A 17,533-nucleotide genomic window follows, 5' to 3' on the forward strand; every position below is an offset into this window, starting at 1 on the left:
GCTATCTGAGGGCTCGCCGCGGTCTAGGCTGGCACACCGGGCAGGTGTAGGAGGAACGGCCCATAAATGGATCGCGGCGAATCACGGAATCCACCCCATTGTCGGCGCAACGCAAGCAGGCTTTGCCTTCGCGGCCATAGGCGTTTAATGAACGGGAAAAGTAGCCGCTGGCGCCGTTGACGTTGACGTAGAGCGAGTCGAAACTGGTCCCGCCAGCCTCCAATGCACGTGTCATCACGTCGATCAGTGCCTCGTTGAGGCGGGTTACTTCGAAACGGCGGATCGTAGCGGTATTGCGTAGCCCTGAAAGGCCCGCATCCCACAGTGCTTCATCGGCATAGATATTGCCTACGCCCGAAATGATTTCTTGGTCAAGAATTGCTCGCTTGAGCTGTGTGGTCTTTTTACGCAAGGAAACGTACAGCGTTTCCGCATTACGCGCCGGGTCCAAGACATCACGGGCAATATGCGCGGCGGCTTGAGGGATCAGCTGACTCTGGCTACCAAGGCCGCCTGCTCCCCCATCTGATGTTGGCACTAATGGGGACAAAAACATCCCGCCGAATATTCGTTGGTCAATAAAACGAAGTTCGGCAGGAGCGCCGGGTTGTTCACTGAGCGAAAGACGAACCTTCAGATGTTTCTCATCCCGTGCGCTAGGTTCTTCGACAAGCAGCTGGCCGCTCATTCCCAGGTGGGCCATCAGCGACGTAGCGACCGGCAACCCTGCCAGCTCCAGCCAGAGGAATTTTCCCCTGCGAACAACAGTAGACACCGTGCAGTTGGACAGCGACTGTTCAAAATCAGTGGGTCCATCGATATGCCGGCGAACTGAACGTGGGTCCAAAACTTCCACCGATTCAATTCGGCGGCCTCGAACCCACTTGTTCAGCCCTTCGCGGACAACTTCAACTTCTGGTAATTCCGGCATAGTTGATACCTAGCTGCGAGGAATTTGCTCGCCGGGGTGCATCATCAGCCAAGAGTTGCGTGCCGCTTCTTGCTCGGCTTCCTTCTTGGAAGGCCCGTTGCCTTTGCCGAAGGATTCGTCTGCAATGACGAGTGTCGCCTCGTAGCTGCGTGCATGATCGGGTCCGGAACCGGTGACCTGGTAACGCATTTCACCAAGCTTTTTTGCAGCTACTTCTTCCTGGATTACAGTTTTCCAGTCTGTTGCTGCACCAAGAAGCCTGACGTCTTCCAGCAGCGGCGTCACGAAGCGCAAAACGAGGTCACGAGCCGCATCCATACCCTGCACCAAATACGTGGCACCGATCAAGGCTTCCATGGTATCGGCCAGAATGGAGGACTTATTGGCACCGTTGGACTGTGCTTCGCCACGACCCAAGAGGATGTGTTCACCGACGCCGAGGTCACGGGCGATGATTGCCAGGGCACGGGTGCTGACAATAGCGGCACGGCGTTTGGCCAAATCGCCTTCAGGGAGGTCGGGATATTTCTGGTACAGATATTCCGCGACAGAGAAACCAAGAATCGAATCACCAAGAAACTCGACACGTTCGTTGGTAGGTATGCCACCGTTTTCGTATGAATACGAACGGTGGGTCAGCGCAAGACGAAGCGTCTCGGAATCAATATCGATTCCGAGACGCTTCATTAGTTCTTCTTTTGAAGACATGTCTTAGACGTCTGCGACCTTACGACCCTTGTACTCAAGGAACAGTTCGGTACCTGCCGAGTCGGTAACAACCTTAGCCTGGTGAGGCAGGCTGTAGGTGACGCGACCGTTTTCAACGGTCTTCACCAAGCTCGGTGCGGTAGCCTTCCACTGAGAACGGCGGGCACGAGTATTCGCACGGGACATTTTCCGCTTTGGAACAGCCACGACTACTTCTCTTCTCTCTTGTCTGACGTATTATCTGTTGCCGCATCATCTGCGACAATGTCGGCCAGCTGCGCAAGCGCTGCCCAACGCGGGTCCAGTACCTCATGGTGATGCTCAGGGTCGTCGTTCAGGCTGACCCCGCATTCACTGCAGAGACCCAAACAACCTTCCCGGCAAACCGGTTGGAAAGGTAGTGCGGTACCAATTGCGCTACGCACTACCGGGTCGATGTCAATGAAGTCATCAATGACCCAGTACTGATCCACTTCATCATCGTTTTCGAATTCTTCGCTGCCCTCATAGTAGAACAGCTCTTGAATATCAGCCTCGAAATCGTACTCGATGGGCTCCAGGCATCGTCCACATTCCCCCGCAATTTCTGCGGTAGCGGTACCCGATACCAGGATTCCCTCATGCACGGATTCAAGGCGAAGATCTAAGTCAAGCTCAGATCCTCCACGAATACCGATGAGTGCATTTCCCACATCCGTGGGAGCCGAGACCTGCTCGCTAAGAATTCTCATCGAGCCAGGCGAACGGCCGAGCTCTTTGGCTGATATGACCAAAGGCGAGTTGCGATCGATTTCGCCATGTGACGATCGATCAGAACGCTTATCGCTAATGATGACTCCTATAGAACATAGTCCGACATTTCATCTTAGCTTGAAGAACAGTGAGATCCCAAACTGGCGCCGGTTCAACTGCCACCAAAAACATGTCTGGCTGGTCACACGTGCTTCAAATTCACGCGTAAGTCGGATCTGCGTGCAGGCACCGTATACGTAACGGTCCGCGTCCAGAAATCTCGAAATCATCTTCATCTTACCTGTGAAAAAACAGAAGTCCCCCGGTGAATTTCCTTAATTCCTGTCTACCGCATGGCATGTTGAAAGGTTACGCTCAATTTACTGCCATAAGCTAATGAAACGCCATCAAAATCGGACTGGAGAGGACTCATGAAGGTGCTGAAATCCTGGAATCGTGCAGCCAACTTCGCCAAGCGTCGGCTATCAATGCGTCGAAGCCAAAAAGCAATCGCACAGAACGCTGCTGAGCTGTTTCATGCCCCGACAGGAGACGACCGTTATCGCGTTGCCGTGTACTTTGCCGATGAGATGGTCAACGCATACCAGATTCGCCAATGGTACGAACCGCTGAGCGCACTGACTCAGGATGCTCCAACTGTGGTCATTACTCGCAAGCCCGGGACGGCATTGGCACTGCGCGAGGAGTGTCCACTCCCAGTTTTCTACGCTCCGACAATAGGCGACCTCGAAGCATTGGTTAGCTCTCAAGCCTTTGACATCGTTTTCTATGTCAATCAAAATATTCAGAATTTCCAGATGATGCGGTTTAACAACCCGAATCATGTATTCCTCTGCCACGGCGAGAGCGACAAGTCCTACATGTGGACCAACCAGCTCAAGGCCTATGACTTTGTTTTTTCTGCTGGCCAGGCGGCGCGGGATCGGCTAGCAGAGCACCTGCACAATTTTGATGTCGAGCAACGAACCAAGTTGGTTGGACGCCCCCAGATTGATGTCAGCTACCCCTCACCCCTAAAACTGGATAACTCGCGCCCCACGATTCTCTACGCACCAACGTGGGAAGGCGATCGCCCTACGATGCACTATGGGTCAGCCATGTCCCACGGCGACAAACTTATCGAGGCGCTGTTGGCCAATGAGCAATTCAACATCATCTTCAGACCACATCCCCGGTCAGGTGCGAGTTCACCCGCCTACGGGCAGGCTGTTCGCCAGCTCAAGATCCGCCTAGAACAGGCTGCCAAGACTTCTTCCGCGGTCATATACTTTGATGATTCGTCGAATTGGGGTTGGCAGTGGACGGCCGCAGATCTGTGTATCACTGACATTTCAGCAGCGGCCTACGATTTCTTAGCCACTGGAAAGCCATTGTTCCTAACGAAGCCGAGTTCCCAGGGCGCGGAGATTGCCAACTCACGCGCGCTCTCGCAGATCCCTGCATTGTCCACCGGGCACGCTTCGAATGTTGCCGAGTACATAAACGAGGCTCTGCAGTCCAAAAACGACGACACCAAAGACCTCGTCAATTATTATTTCGGAGACATCACACCTGGCGCTAGCTTGGCGCGTTTTGTCAGCGCTACAAAAGAACTTCTCGGTTCCTCGCACCAAGATTCTACGGTATTGCCCGTCGCGCCGAGCGCAGACACCGATCTAACAATTGCCGGTTCCGGCTTGGCTGCTCCTTGCCCAGTGCATCCTCGCCGAGCTGCCTAACCAGTCAGGAATTCTTCCGACGACAAGAACCCTTCCTTCTCGTTCCTTGATCAGAGCGAGAAGGAAGGGTTCTTTCTACGTGCAAACACCCAACCACTAGGCCGGCTCACTATAGTGAGCCGGCCTAGTGGTTGGGTCGAAACGCCGCATCGCGATCTGCAACGGCGCCTCTAATGCGGGGATTATTTGAAGAATCTGTCAACTACTCGTCGTGCAGCTAACCCGTCATCGTTTGGCGCAAAGTCAGCAATAAACTTCTCGCGATCTACTCCACCGATATCTGTACCAGCCAGAGCTTTCGAGACGGTATTCCACAGTTCCTCTTCAGTCTCGACGATCGGCCCTGGCAAGGCTGTTTCGTAGTCAAGATAGAAGCCACGCAAATTGTCACGATAATTCGCCAGATCATATGCGTAAAACACGATTGGCCTGCGCAAGATCGAGTAGTCAAAAAACACCGACGAGTAGTCGGTCACCAGAACATCAGTGGCCAAATAGAGTTCTTGGATGTCCGCATATCCGGACACATCAATCACCCGCCCGCGCAACTCCTCCGGGATAACCACAGCGTTTGAAACTAACACATGCATACGCAACAGGAGCACGGTGTCGTCTCCGAATCGAGTATTAAACTCTTCAAGGTTCAGTGGAAGCTCAAAGCGGAAACGGCCTTTACCATTGCCCGCGTCATCACGGAAAGTTGGAGCATAGAGAACAGTCTTCTGGGCTGGACGCAACCCCAATGACTCGCGAACGTGAGCTTCATGCTCGCGCACATGTTCACCCACGAGGATGTCGTTGCGCGGGTATCCCAACTCGACTGCCGCGCCGGAAAATCCATAAGCCGAGCGCATGATTCGGCTGGTGTAACTGGAAGGCGAAATCAAGTGTGTCCACTGTTTAGTCGCGTTAACGACTCGTTCGAGGTAGCCCTCATCCCGTCCTTGGACCTCATCGATATCCATTGCCATCTGCTTCAGTGGCGTACCGTGCCATGTTTGCAGGAAGATGCCATCCTTGCGGCGGCGAAGGTAATGAGGGAAGCTTTGATTGTTCACCCAGTATTTAGCACGTGCTAGGTACCAAAAGTATTCTGGCGAGAGACGCTTGACGACCTTGGTATTGGGATCCGTGAATCGATGCCGTCCCGTGTAAATCCAAACTTTGGTTCGTTTGTCACCCTGGCGCAGGAGTTCTTCATAAATGTAGCGTGGGGAATCGCCATACTGCTTGCCCAGTCCTGATTCGAAGACAATAAGCTCTTCGTCGGCAGGGACCAGTTTCATAGCCTTGGACATGGCCCTCATGATCGAGAAATAGTACTTATTCCTGCGGAAGCGGTTTTGGAGGCGAACCGGTAGCTCTGCCTGCCAACCCTCATTTGCCCTTTGACGCAGTGAGGCCTTTTCAATCTCTGCTGTTACTCGTTGCGAGTTGTTTCGGTCGCGGTGTGTGATGAAGATATCCGCACGCCGGCGATACTGGTCTTCCATTGACTTGCCGCGAGTCAAGGTGTTCTCTAGGTCGGCTAACAGATCCGCCGCGTCAAAAGCGATTTTTCCTGGAAGTTCGTTGTCGAGGTCGAGGTGCGAACCATTGCGCCCGAGGAATCGTGCTCGGTCAAATTGGAAGTAGTGAACCGGACGGTGCAGGAAGCTGAAGTCAAAATTAACTGACGAGTAATCCGTCACCATGACCGCCGCAGTCTTGATGAGCTCCTGTACGTCTACTTCTCCCTGGACAATGAGTCGTGCCGGCGCATCGCGGAAGTGTTCACGAAACTGCATCATGTTTGGATGGAGGCTGAATACAACTTCTAAGTTGTAGTCCTTGACCATTCGCGCAAGTTCAGGAGAGTTCAGGAGCGTTTTCCATTGCTCCAGGTAATCCGATTCGAGGAAGGCTTCTTCGTTCTGCAGCCAGTCGCGCCACGTGGGAATGATCAACAACATGTTCTCGTTGACGGGAATATCACCCGCAAGCAGCGAATCGAATCGGGACAATCCAGTAACTTTGACCTCGTTCTCCTGATAAAGAAAATCGGAGACGATGTACTGTTTTTCACGTTCGGAAGAGACCATAAATAGGTCGGTTGCAAAACCCGGTGAATTTTTCCCGTAGTTGGGTACCATCCACTTGGTGCCCATCACCCCGTGTTGAAGAAACACCCGAGTCGCCCGGCTCCGGGAAGAGAACGCATGGTGTCTTGTCGGATACAAATAATCCGCGTGATGCGTACCAATAAATCGTTCGGCTCTGAGAGCTAGTTCGAAATGTTCTTTGCTTCCATGGAAGACCACGTGGTCAAGCGTTTCGAAGTTCCGAAGATCTGGCGAGTCTTCGTCAATCGCATAGTACGCATCGATGTCTGGACGGTTGGCTCGCAGATATCGGAACAGATGCAGGCCATTGTCCTGAGCCTTGTAAGCCAGTTCGCCTACGATCCATACTGGAGCCTTTCCCGATTCACGGATCGGAAAACTGCGCTGCTTGGCCTGTTCAAGTACCGCGAATGCATCCTTGTCGAAAACTTCGAGCGTCAACGACGTAGACTTCGCTTTGAAAGTGAAATACGGCGAGATTGCCAAAGTCTTCTCACCGACGGTGACAGCGTCAGCATTCGTGGTTGATCTTACGATAAAAGGGGTACGGGTCACACGGATACGAACAGGCTCGCCTACACCTGTCACATTCACCACGAGATATAGGTCGTAGTTATCCCCGCGATCAATTTCCGACCAATCGGACGTTGCAAAGTTCAACGCCGTATCCCAGCTGTACATCGCACGACCGAAGCGCCGTTCAGTCAAGCTTGAATCCATGGTGAGGGCGACCGGCGATTCAAAAACTGCGCTGGAACGACGTCCGATCACCTGCAAAGAGGCGGAATCAAGGCGATCAGTCTGAGTTTCCAAGATCCCCGACAACGACAGAATGCCATCAGCTACCTGCGTCGTATCCGTGCGAATTCGATACTTGTGGTCAACCGGACGATTAATGCCTAGGGCCAGTTCCGATTTTTTGTTGATGTAGACGCCGGCCGAACGCTCCCCCTCGCTATACAACCGATGGCCCTCAAATGAGGTTTGTGCGAAACGGCCAACAATTCGGTGAGCGATGACTGGCTGAGTGCCATCAAAATCACCAGATTCGATGAGTTCCTGGACTTCCTTGCGCCGAAGGAGTTCTCCATCGTCTGTCAGTTGAATCCAGGCAATGCCGGTAGGCATGGAGTCAAATTCGGTGCGTAGGGAAAATGCAAACCTCACAGTACCGGAGGCTAGTCCACTGACATCATCTAGCTCAGAATTCTCAGAATCCTCGGATAGTTCTGGCTCGGTATCCTGTTCGTCAGCTTCTTGAGCCACGCGCTCACGGTAGGCTTCCCATTGGTCAAGTAGACCACCCAGCGCAATTGTTCCTGAAACCGTGAATACGTTCGCGTGTTGGGAATTGACCGGCGTTTGCTCAGTGCGCACAGGAACACTCATCACGATGTTGCGCCCGTGAAGTACTGAGAGCCCTTCAGCCTGCTGCTCAACCTTAGCCGAGAGCATCAGGGAGCCATCTTGGACTGTCACCTTGAGCTGCTGGTATCCAGGGTAGTAGCGGTAGGATTTCCGTTTCAACTGCTGATCGCGAATGCCGCGGAGAAACGACTGGACCAGTTTTGGTGCGGACGGTTTTTCGAAGACCACTACGGCGTTCCTTTAGTTTTTCGTTCGTTTGCAGGTCGCGAGGCTTTCCTGGCCAAACTATTTCTCGAATGATGACGGCAACGGATACAAAGCTTGAAGCATCTCGACGACCACTTCACTGCGCTCTGCGGCATCCAGAGTTTGGAGCACCTCATTGATACAAAACATCTGCGGCTTGCGCCTCTGGACGAGCCTCAGCGCCTGCAAATAGAACTCCACTGAGCCGATATCCAAATAAGTGTAGTCAATCTCGCTATGGAAGCCCTGGCCTTCACAGGCAGCGATTTGGTGGGCAAGTGACGAAGGGAGGGAGATATCCTGGGGATCACGAAATTTATGTTGGGCAGTTTCCGCTAGTTCAGAATGAAATTTTGAATGCGCCAAACGATGAATACTCAGCCGCTGAGGGTGTGCGGCGTGCTTGAACTTCCGAGAGGTCGTTCGCCCATAGGCCTTGACCATCAGATTTCTATTATTTGCAGCAGCAACATTCACTGGCAAGTGTTCTTCACTCGCATCAGCAAAGTGTTGCTGCGACATGGAGAACTTTGTCTGACCCACCGGCCCGAAAAAGCTATTTGGATGAAGCGGACGACCAAAAAACACATCATCATTGATATAGATAAAGTGTTCAGCTAGGTCAGGGATGAACGACAACCGAGCTTCAATGGCGTGAGAATTAAACGTTGGCAGTGCGCCTAGGTTCGGATCAAAAATTTGTTCATGGTCTATCACTGTCAGTTTCGCATGCGTATCAGTGAGCCAAGCAGGTCTCTGTCCCGCTGTGACCAGATAAATCTTGTTGATCCAAGGCATGTTCATTTCAAGCGAGCGAAGTGAATATCGCAACTCGTCTCGAGACGTAAAACGCGCCGGGTCTGCACTACTTTTCTCCAAGGGACCCTGATGCGAGGCCAAGCTTGATCGATATTGTTCCTGCCATTGCGGATCGTCCGAATCAACCCACGTATAGACTGCATCGACTGGCCCACAAAAGTCCTGGGCATCCGCAACGCAATCGATCGTTCCTGCGTAAACCTGCCATAGGGCACCTGTTCCAGAAAGGTCAGCTACAGTACCTCGGACATCAGACCGTCGTTTGCGCACGCTCCAAACGCTCGAAGCAGCAGTTGACCCACCGTCCGCCAATCTGGAGGCTGTAAACGATTCACCAACGAGACCCGCTCGAAATTTTCCCCAATCAGCAGAGGCAATCACAAAGGATTGGGAAATCTCATCGAATCCATAGTTGATGTCTAGTCGATCAGCTATGGCAGCTGACTGAACCACGTTTTGTTCACGGGCGGACGAAATCACAGTGCGGTCCGAAGATTCACTTGGAATCTTGAGATCCAAGATGCGGCGTACCAACGGCGCAGGGACAGAACGTCCCATAATTCCGCGCCAACCAGCCAGCTTCAAATTCGTTCCCGCCCTTAACGTCTCAGATATTCCTAGTGGCAACTAGAACCACAGAACATTCTACGGAAATTAGCTCACCAGACCCGACAAATAACCTCAAGTCGACCTTTAAATTCGCTGAATGTGACACACAATCCTACCAACACAATCAACACACAGACTGAATGGCACTATGCAAGTAGCTGACTGTCGTTTCAGTCGATCGAATACTGCGTACGAATAGCCGTCGTGCGAGCTTGCAGGGCCACTATTCGACCGTGAAGTTCGTTTTGGTCTGCCCAGAGTCCCATGTTCTCATGCCTACATAGGCGAACGCACCGACGGTCCGTCGGGAAACACCGATATTCGGCGTCTTACAATTCCAGTGTTGCCCAGCTTTGGCAATTCGCTCGGTTAGCAATGTCAGCTGGGCCCAAAACCTGGAGGGCGCGCCACCTGCTAGCTGAGTTCCTTAACGATCTGGCTGAGAGTGTCAAGGGTGTTCTTTAGCGACTCAACGTGCCGTTCGTCGAATTCGCTGAGCACTCGTTTCATCTCGGTCGTGGAGATGCCTGCGGTCCTAGGCAGGTATACAACTTCGACCTCGTCGTCAAGGTCATCGAACTTTCCCTTCCAGTCTTCACCGATACCGAACACCTTGACGTCGTATTTTTTGATGTCCAGCCGCTTCTGTTCCCAGTTTTCTTCGGGAATCGCAAGGTCAACAAACTTGATGGACTCCACGATTTCACGACGCTGCTCAAACGGCACAACAGGCTTTTTGCCCTTGATCGCGTTAAACTCGTCGGTGGAAACACCAACGATGAGCCTGTCGCCTTTTTCGCTGAGCCGCTTCAAAATATTAAGATGTCCGATGTGAAAGAGATCGAATGTTCCATAGGTCAAAACAGTTTTAGTCATGTTTACCTCCACGTCATGTTCAAGGTGCATAGTGATTGAGTGAGCGAAAATATCGTTCTGCGCTAGAGAACAGGCGGTCGCCCGGCCAGCGTCATTCGGATGATGGTGCGCCAAGAGAGTTTCGCCCGCGGTTCCTTATACCAAGGGCTACCCTTCCAGCCAGCTCTCCAACCTGAAAGATATTGTTTCACGCCATTTTTGTTTTTGCGTAATCTGAGACATTCGATCAGCATCCACGAGGTAGGGTAAATCCAGACCAGTGGTGCGGGAAGATTTCGGCGAGCTAGCCAGACGCGGTTCCGTGCATTCAATCTATAGAACTCGTCGTGCCTGCGTGGGTCTACTACAGGATGCCCGATTCTCATGTCGCCGGCATACCAAACGTAGGTACCGGAATCCCATACACGCCATGCCAGCTCAATTCCTTCGTGAGCGTACCAGAATCCTCCAGCCCAACCGCCCGTATTGTCGAACAGATCCCTTTTGGTAACCAGGCAGGTCTCCCCAACGTGGAACACTTTGCTTGGCTCAACTGCCGTACGTTTGTTTAAACGCGGGATCCATCGAGTTGGGTTCTGGTCTTCATGCTCAGGATCAGTGATCCTCGGTTGGAGCAGACCCATTCCTGGGTACTTTTCGAATCGGCGGACCGCGCCAATGAGAAAATCATCATCTAGGAACCACGAATCGTCATCAAGAAAACATAGGTACTCGCCCGAGACCTTTGCGACACCTGCGTTACGTCCAGCTGGAATACCGAGGTTTTCAGGCAAGAAGAGTGTTTTTATCGAACCTGGGATTTCGGTTGGGTCCCAGCCGTTGCCTACAACCACAGCATCGATTGACACATTTTTTTGTTCAAGGAGTGACTCCAGTGCCCTGCGTAGCTCAGTTGGGCGATTACCCATGGTGAGCACAACAACACCGATACTGGGCAAAGATGAGAGATCAACAGTCGCGGAATTTTCGAAGTTATCAGTCGAATTATCCATGGTTAGGCCTTCAATCTCGATGAAGCCATATTTGACAGAAAATGGCCGAAGTTAACCAAGACACAAGCAGGAAGCAACACCCAAATAATCCATTTCTCCGCGCTGCCGGGCTCGCCCAGAATCGCTGAGATGACCGCACATGCCAGAATGATCAGGCTGAGCTCTACCGCATGCAAAAGTTTGTGAAACGGCAGGAAACGAGCCAACGATCGCAGTCTGCCGATCACGGTGGTGGTCGGAACTGCACGAGCGGCCGCGGTATCCGGAAGCTTGCCCAGACCCGCCATGCTCCGAGCAGCGTGAACCATCAACGACTGAGAGCGGTTCAGCACTAAGAGAACCGAAAGGCAGGCGGCCATAAACAGGGTTGGCCATGCCTGGTTCAGTGTCACCGGGTCGGCTGCGAGCTCGACGTACACGCGGTAGCCCAGGGCAATTGGGATCAGTGCTTCAGTTGTGTGGTGCCCAACCATGTCGATAAAAATTCCCCGAGGCGACTGCGAAGCTCGCCAGCGAGCAACCTCACCATCCGAGCAATCAAAATACAACTGAACCTGGGATAGGACTACAGCCAGTAGCGGACCCCAAACACCGGGAATCAGCAGCGCCAATGACATGCACCACCCTGCAAGGATCATCAGCCCGGTGACACCATTCGCGGTGATCCTGGTGCGAACCAGTATCGCGGTGAGGTAGATGGAAATATGACGCAGGTAAAGCTCTGCGGTCCAGTGTTCAGCGTTTTTGCGTGCACGAACCTCAGGTGGCTGGCATACAGCCCGTAATTGGTCCAGCGTTGGGTTCTTGGGACGTTCAACCGTCATTTAACTCGACCTCGATCCAGCGTTCCAGCCGCCCCAAAAAGACGGCCCTTCAGGTATCCAGCCGCCCATGGCAAGTGGATGTTCTGAAAAGCAATCGAAGCCAGCAGTTTCTCATTCAGGTTTTCAGCCTTGGACGACATACCTGCAGCAACCGTTGCTCCGGCATAAACCAATGGTGCCGCCTGAAGCAAGTTCAGGCCCAACCGTGCGATCTTGGGAAGCCTACCCTTCAGCACTGGAGCTACTGCGGTTGCAAGCACACCTGTTGTCACCCCGAGTAGCAACAGTGGCGGAAGGTCGTGCCGAAGTGACTTTCCTTCTGGGTACCGACGGGCGATTTCACCGCGCCACGTTCCTGAAGCGTAAGACTGCCGAATCAAGGCCCTGAAATTATCCCGCGGGTAATATCCGACCTTAAGCTCTGGATCAAACCAGACCTTGAATCCTGCCTGCCGGATTCGCATACACAGTTCCCAGTCCTGAGCACGCCACATGTCCTCGTTGTAAAGACCAACTGTTTCGAAAACTTCGCGGCGGAAGATTCCCAGGTACGCAGACTCAGCTTCGCCTTCTGGCGCGCCTGAATGATAAGCGGGTCCCCCGAAACCGAATTTCGAGTGATACGCCGCAGCGATAGCACGCTGGACAGGTGTTTTGCCTTTGGCATCCATCAGGCCGCCGACGTCATGTGCGCCAACGCGGAAAAGTGTTTGCACTCCACGTTGGGTGTACTCCGGTGGAAGCTCACTGTGCGCGTCGACCCGCATAATGATGGGATGGGTGGACTTACCAATGGCAAGGTTTAACCCGCTAGGAGTCCGTCCCTTCGGGTTCTCCACAAGAACGATACGGGAATCCTGCGACGCGATTCGCGCGGCAACGGCATTGGTGTCGTCGCTGCTAGGGCCCAGGGCTAGGACAAGCTCCTTATCGCCTTCATAGTCCTGCGAAAGAATTGATTGAACAGCCTCTTCGAGATACTCGGCTTCGTTCAATACCGGCATGACGTATGAAACGCCAGGAAAATCAGTCATCTGTCACTTACTTCTTGAACTGCTGATATGCCTTGATGACCGTGTCGGGGTCGCCATCCATTTTCTGGACGCCCTTCTCGATCCAGATACAGCGATTACACGTTTCCTTGATCGAATTCATCGAGTGCGAGACCAAAAATACGGTTCCCGCGTTTTCCCGGATCTCACGAATCTTGGCCTCACTGCGCTTGCGGAACTTTGCGTCGCCAACTGCCAACGCTTCATCAACGATGAGGATGTCATGCTGTTTGGACGCAGCAATGGCGAACTTCAAACGGGCAGCCATACCCGAAGAATAGGTGCGCATTGGCAGGTCGATAAATTCTTCAAGCTCGGCAAACTTCGTGATCTCTTCGCGCATGGTTTCAACTTCTTGACGGTTGTAACCAAGAGCCAGTCCGCCAAGAGTAATGTTCTTGTCGCCTGACAGGTCCGGAATCAGCGCGGCACCAACACCAAGCAAGCTAGGGCGTGACCGAGCAAAGACCGCACCGGAAGCGGGTGGCGTCAATCCAGTAATCGCCCGAAGCAAGGTTGACTTTCCTGAACCGTTAGAGCCAATGATGCCGATCGATTCGTTTTCATAGGCCACGAAGGAGATGCCTTTAAGCGCATGGACTGTGCGAACGCCACGCATTTTCGGCTGTAGCAGCCGCCGTGCTCCCGCGTTCCCGACTGCTTTTCCGCTGGAGAAGACCTGATACTTCACGTGCAGGTTGTCCACCATGACCACCGGTTGACGCGATTCGTCAACAGTCAACGGAGCGTGTTTGATGTCCTCGGGTTTGACCACATCAATGAACGATGTGTCATCGGAGAATATGGGGGCAGGTTCATACTCCGGGTGTAGGCCCGGGTTGATTAGATCGTCAAAACTAATTGGCACGGCCGTAGAGCTCCTCAGCCTTCCAGAAGAAAATGAGTCCAAATCCGAGAGACAGTACAGCCCAGACTGAAATCACAATCCACGCGAACGGATCATAGGTTACGTTGTCCATGATCATGGCACGGGCAATCTGCAGTGTCTGATACAACGGGTGAAAATCGAAGATTTTCACAAGCCACGGCCAGTGATTCAAGATTCGGTCGACACTGAAAAGTACGCCGGAGGTATAGAACAACATCCGGGTGATCAGCGGGAGAATCTGCGTGAAGTCACGGATGTGGACCGTGATACGTGCGCAGATCAGCGCCACACCCATGTTGAAGACGCTAAAGATCGCCAGCAGCGGGATGATGACAAACCACGTCCATTTAGGGGTGGTACCCAAAATGAGCGCATAGATGAACATCACCACAACCATAGGCATCAAAGTCAGCAGGTTCTGAGTTACTTGTGCAACGGGCAGGGTCAAGCGCGGGAAGGACAAAGATTGGACCAGCGCTTGATTTCCGGTGATGGACTTCGCACCACCGTTCATTGAGCTCGTGAAGAACTCAAACAGGAAAACACCAATCACCACGAAAACGGGAAAGTCCGGAGCCTTGTTGTCTCCCTGAAGTACGCCGAAAATGACGCCATACATGATCGCGTTCAGCGTGGGTTTAAGGACAACCCAGATCATGCCCAAGCGGTTCTGCTGATTTTGTTTTTGAACGCGTGCCTTGGCTAGTTCGTAGATGAACTCTCGCCGTTCCCACGTTTGCTTCAGATAGTTGGCCAGCGTTGGGCGGGCACCCACACGGTGCAAGCCAAACTTCTCGGCTTCGTCTGCCACTGTCATGTGTGAATTGTCCTCAATGTCCTCAACCAACTTGTTCATGCTTCGTAAGCACAGATGATCAAAGTCTAGTAGATCGGCTTGGAATTTCGACGATTTGCCCTAGGCAACGAGCCTAACTGTTGCGCCCATCACTGAACTCGGCTATTCCTCAGGAGGATTCTCTCGAAGATAGTCATCCATCGTGTCGGTATCGAGCGCTTCACGAATCTGGGTTACCGCCTGTTCGCTGGGCAGTTCAATCGACTGTCCGTTCGCACTCACTGAAGATCCTGCTGTCGGCATGGTAAACATGGCCAAGTTTTCCGTGTCGATGTTTTTCAGCTGCAGCCCAAGGCCGACCATCGTCGCTGCATCAAAATCGCTGTCGAAGGTCAGGTAGGGCGATACCTTATCCACGATTTCGTATAGCTTCACAGGATTCGTGAGTGTATCGGTTGACAACATTTGGTTCGCAGCTGCGGCTATGAACTTCCGCTGGTTCGCCACTCGCTGGTAGTCACCATTGGTGAACGACTTACGTTCACGCACGAATCTCAGCGCGCGGTCCCCTTCCAGCGTGATTTCTCCTTCAGGGTAGAAATAATCGGTATCGTTTGCGGTAAATGGGATTTCGTTCTTGACCGTCACGCCACCAAGTGCGGTTGATAACTCTTTGAAACCGTCGAAGTCGATCATTGCAACGTGATCGATCTTTGTATCCAGGATTCCCTCCATGGTCTGCATCAACAATGGAATCCCGCCTAACGAGACCGCGGCGTTTAGCTTGTTTTTTCCGTATCCAGGGATATCGACATACATGTCACGGACCGTAGACATGATATAGATCTGAGATCTGTCCTCCGGGATGTGCACCAGCATCATGGAATCGCTCCGCTGGCTGACAGCTCCATCCAAAGCAGCGTCCTGCGCAGAATCATCATCCGCGTGGTCGACGCCCACGAGAAGAATGTTCATTGACCCATCGTCTGGGTCTTTCACCGGACGGGCTTCTTCTTGCTCTTGCGTAAAGTTCAGCGCCACCGTGTTGGTTTTCGAATTAAAAGCATGCTGCAAATTGAAGAGGTAGTAGCCTGCTCCGAGCACGGCCACCAATACCACTGCCACAACGGAAAGAACTACGGCGCGTACACGCCTCTTCTTGCGTCGCGCAACCCCAAAGCGCTCACTTCGAGAGCCTAAATTCGTTTGACTTGGATCGTCTGAGTTCACTTATACCCCACCGAGAAATATCCGTCGAAGCCAACGGACCTTCCAGGTGACTTCGTGCAAGGAAAAAGACTACCCAAGATAAATGTGATTATCCTGAGTAGCCTTTTCAAGAAGTTAGCTGTCGAGCCTCGCCACGAAGTCCTTAAGCCAAGCCTTGAGGCCATCGCCTAAGTCCTCATGGTCAACCGCGAGGGTAATGTTCGCCTGAAGGTAGCTGAGCTTGTCCCCCGTGTCGTACCGTCGTCCGCGGAATACGACCGCGTGAACTCCTGCCCCTTCCCCTTCTGCTCCAGCAAGGACTTGAAGCGCATCCGTCAACTGAATTTCGTTACCGCGACCAGGAGCGGTGTGTTCCAGAACTTCGAATACACGCGGATGCAGAAGATATCGCCCAATTACCGCGAGGTTACTTGGCGCGTCCGCAACAGCTGGCTTCTCCACCAAGCCATTCACTTTGAAAAAGTCTTCGCCCTCTACCACTGCGACATCGGCGCAACCATATGCACTGATCTGCTCAGGAGCAACTTCCATCAACGCGATGACCGACCCACCAGTTTTCTGTTGAACTTCTGCCATCACGGACAAGAGCTCGTCTCGTTCATCGATCAGGTCGTCGCCGAGTAGTACAGCAAACGGTTCATTCCCGACATGCTGTTTAGCGCAGAGCACCGCATGACCGAGACCTTTAGGATCACCCTGACGGACGTAGTGAATATCACCAAGATGGGTGGCCTCGTGGATTGCTTCCAACTTCTTTATGTCCCCCTTGGCTTCCAAGGAGTACTCCAGCGAAGGAACTCGATCAAAATGGTCTTCCAAAGCTCGTTTGTTGCGACCGGTAATCATCAGAAGATCAGTGAAACCGGCCTTAGCCGCTTCGGCAACGACATACTGGATGGCTGGCTTATCGACAACGGGAAGCATTTCCTTGGGCATGGCCTTGGTAGCGGGAAGAAACCGAGTTCCAAGTCCTGCCGCCGGAACGACTGCTTTGGTTATTGGGCGATGAGTCATAAATGAATCGACCTAATCAGAGTGTGCGAATGTGGATACGAGACAACCAGCATATATCTACAGGGTAGAAATACAAATTTCCGACTACTTCTTCAGTAGTCGTTTCATCACAGCGCGTGGGAAGTACTCGGCTACGTCCCCACCTAACGTCTGGACTTCTTTGAGCAAGGAGGATGAGAGATGCGTGAAGCGGGTGTCCGCTTGAAGAAACACTGTTTCCACCCCCGTGAGGTGCCGATTCATGGTCGCCATGGGGATTTCATATGCGTAGTCAACAGTACTGCGAAGCCCCTTCACAATGGCCTCTGCACCTTGCTCCTTGCAGAAATCAGCTAGCAGACCCTGCCCCATGGGAAGTGCCGAGACTCCACGAAGACCGCCTACGGTTTCTTCAACTATGGCGACTCGCTCTTCTTCACTAAAACGATAAGTTTTTGAGTAGTTCGTCGAGACAGCAACGATCACTTCGTCGAAAAGGCTCGCGGCACGAGCAATGATCTCCACATGACCATTGTGAATCGGGTCAAAGGATCCGGGGCAAACGGCTCTACGCATATGTTGAATGTACCAAGAAGTACGGTCCAATACGCGGATTACGGATCAACC

The 17,533-nt window shown here is 52.7% G+C and carries 16 protein-coding genes; 1 reads left to right on the forward strand and 15 read right to left on the reverse strand.

Annotated elements, in window-relative coordinates:
* Position 1: 1 nt before the first annotated feature.
* Genes mutM through ACIOWL_RS00710 form a run of 4 tightly spaced genes read right to left on the reverse strand, consistent with a single transcriptional unit; the run spans position 2 to position 2,370 of the window.
* Positions 2-931, reverse strand: coding sequence for a bifunctional DNA-formamidopyrimidine glycosylase/DNA-(apurinic or apyrimidinic site) lyase (mutM, locus tag ACIOWL_RS00695; protein ID WP_400380412.1), 930 nt, complete (start codon positions 929-931; stop codon positions 2-4).
* A 9-nt stretch (positions 932-940) separates the two neighbouring features.
* Positions 941-1,639, reverse strand: coding sequence for a ribonuclease III (rnc, locus tag ACIOWL_RS00700; RefSeq protein ID WP_400380414.1), 699 nt, complete (start codon positions 1,637-1,639; stop codon positions 941-943).
* Positions 1,640-1,642: 3 nt separating this feature from the next.
* Positions 1,643-1,846, reverse strand: a complete 204-nt coding sequence (gene rpmF, locus ACIOWL_RS00705; RefSeq protein ID WP_060701450.1) for a 50S ribosomal protein L32 — start codon at positions 1,844-1,846, stop codon at positions 1,643-1,645.
* A 2-nt stretch (positions 1,847-1,848) separates the two neighbouring features.
* Entirely contained in the window at positions 1,849-2,370 is a 522-nt protein-coding gene (locus ACIOWL_RS00710; RefSeq protein ID WP_400380416.1) for a YceD family protein, read from the reverse strand.
* 432 nt (positions 2,371-2,802) lie between these two features.
* Here ACIOWL_RS00710 and ACIOWL_RS00715 point away from each other — a divergent pair, with 432 nt between their 5' ends.
* Positions 2,803-4,110 carry a CDP-glycerol glycerophosphotransferase family protein gene (locus ACIOWL_RS00715; RefSeq protein WP_400380419.1) on the forward strand — a complete coding sequence of 436 codons (1,308 nt, stop codon included), beginning with the start codon at positions 2,803-2,805 and terminating at the stop codon, positions 4,108-4,110.
* A gap of 182 nt (positions 4,111-4,292) precedes the next feature.
* Here ACIOWL_RS00715 and ACIOWL_RS00720 read toward each other — a convergent pair whose 3' ends face one another.
* The 11 genes from ACIOWL_RS00720 to coaD form a co-directional block, all read right to left on the reverse strand.
* On the reverse strand, positions 4,293-7,808 hold the full coding sequence (locus tag ACIOWL_RS00720) for a CDP-glycerol glycerophosphotransferase family protein (protein ID WP_400380421.1): 3,516 nt from the start codon (positions 7,806-7,808) through the stop codon (positions 4,293-4,295).
* 57 nt (positions 7,809-7,865) lie between these two features.
* Positions 7,866-9,164 carry a stealth family protein gene (locus ACIOWL_RS00725; protein ID WP_400380424.1) on the reverse strand — a complete coding sequence of 433 codons (1,299 nt, stop codon included), beginning with the start codon at positions 9,162-9,164 and terminating at the stop codon, positions 7,866-7,868.
* Positions 9,165-9,668: 504 nt separating this feature from the next.
* The gene (locus tag ACIOWL_RS00730) at positions 9,669-10,130 is read right to left on the reverse strand and encodes an adenylyltransferase/cytidyltransferase family protein (RefSeq protein ID WP_400380427.1); all 462 of its coding nucleotides are present in this window, start codon (positions 10,128-10,130) and stop codon (positions 9,669-9,671) included.
* A gap of 62 nt (positions 10,131-10,192) precedes the next feature.
* The gene (locus ACIOWL_RS00735; protein ID WP_400380430.1) at positions 10,193-11,122 is read right to left on the reverse strand and encodes a glycosyltransferase family 2 protein; all 930 of its coding nucleotides are present in this window, start codon (positions 11,120-11,122) and stop codon (positions 10,193-10,195) included.
* Between the two features lie 2 nt (positions 11,123-11,124).
* Positions 11,125-11,946 carry a CDP-alcohol phosphatidyltransferase family protein gene (locus ACIOWL_RS00740; protein WP_400380433.1) on the reverse strand — a complete coding sequence of 274 codons (822 nt, stop codon included), beginning with the start codon at positions 11,944-11,946 and terminating at the stop codon, positions 11,125-11,127.
* Positions 11,943-12,980: a glycosyltransferase family 2 protein gene (locus tag ACIOWL_RS00745; RefSeq protein ID WP_400380435.1), complete on the reverse strand. Its 1,038-nt coding sequence runs from the start codon at positions 12,978-12,980 to the stop codon at positions 11,943-11,945. Before ACIOWL_RS00745 ends, ACIOWL_RS00740 begins: the two co-directional genes overlap by 4 nt.
* Before the next feature lie 7 nt (positions 12,981-12,987).
* Positions 12,988-13,866 (reverse strand): ABC transporter ATP-binding protein, encoded by an 879-nt coding sequence (locus ACIOWL_RS00750; RefSeq protein ID WP_400380438.1) that lies wholly within the window; start codon positions 13,864-13,866, stop codon positions 12,988-12,990.
* Positions 13,856-14,704 carry an ABC transporter permease gene (locus ACIOWL_RS00755; protein WP_400380440.1) on the reverse strand — a complete coding sequence of 283 codons (849 nt, stop codon included), beginning with the start codon at positions 14,702-14,704 and terminating at the stop codon, positions 13,856-13,858. Before ACIOWL_RS00755 ends, ACIOWL_RS00750 begins: the two co-directional genes overlap by 11 nt.
* 141 nt (positions 14,705-14,845) lie before the next feature.
* Positions 14,846-15,913 carry an LCP family protein gene (locus ACIOWL_RS00760; RefSeq protein ID WP_400380442.1) on the reverse strand — a complete coding sequence of 356 codons (1,068 nt, stop codon included), beginning with the start codon at positions 15,911-15,913 and terminating at the stop codon, positions 14,846-14,848.
* Between the two features lie 114 nt (positions 15,914-16,027).
* Positions 16,028-16,927 carry a UTP--glucose-1-phosphate uridylyltransferase GalU gene (galU, locus tag ACIOWL_RS00765; protein ID WP_400380444.1) on the reverse strand — a complete coding sequence of 300 codons (900 nt, stop codon included), beginning with the start codon at positions 16,925-16,927 and terminating at the stop codon, positions 16,028-16,030.
* 84 nt (positions 16,928-17,011) lie between these two features.
* The gene (gene coaD / locus ACIOWL_RS00770) at positions 17,012-17,482 is read right to left on the reverse strand and encodes a pantetheine-phosphate adenylyltransferase (RefSeq protein ID WP_400380446.1); all 471 of its coding nucleotides are present in this window, start codon (positions 17,480-17,482) and stop codon (positions 17,012-17,014) included.
* Positions 17,483-17,533: the final 51 nt, after the last annotated feature.

This window comes from Glutamicibacter sp. NPDC087344 (genome assembly GCF_044744225.1).
Taxonomy (GTDB): domain Bacteria; phylum Actinomycetota; class Actinomycetes; order Actinomycetales; family Micrococcaceae; genus Glutamicibacter.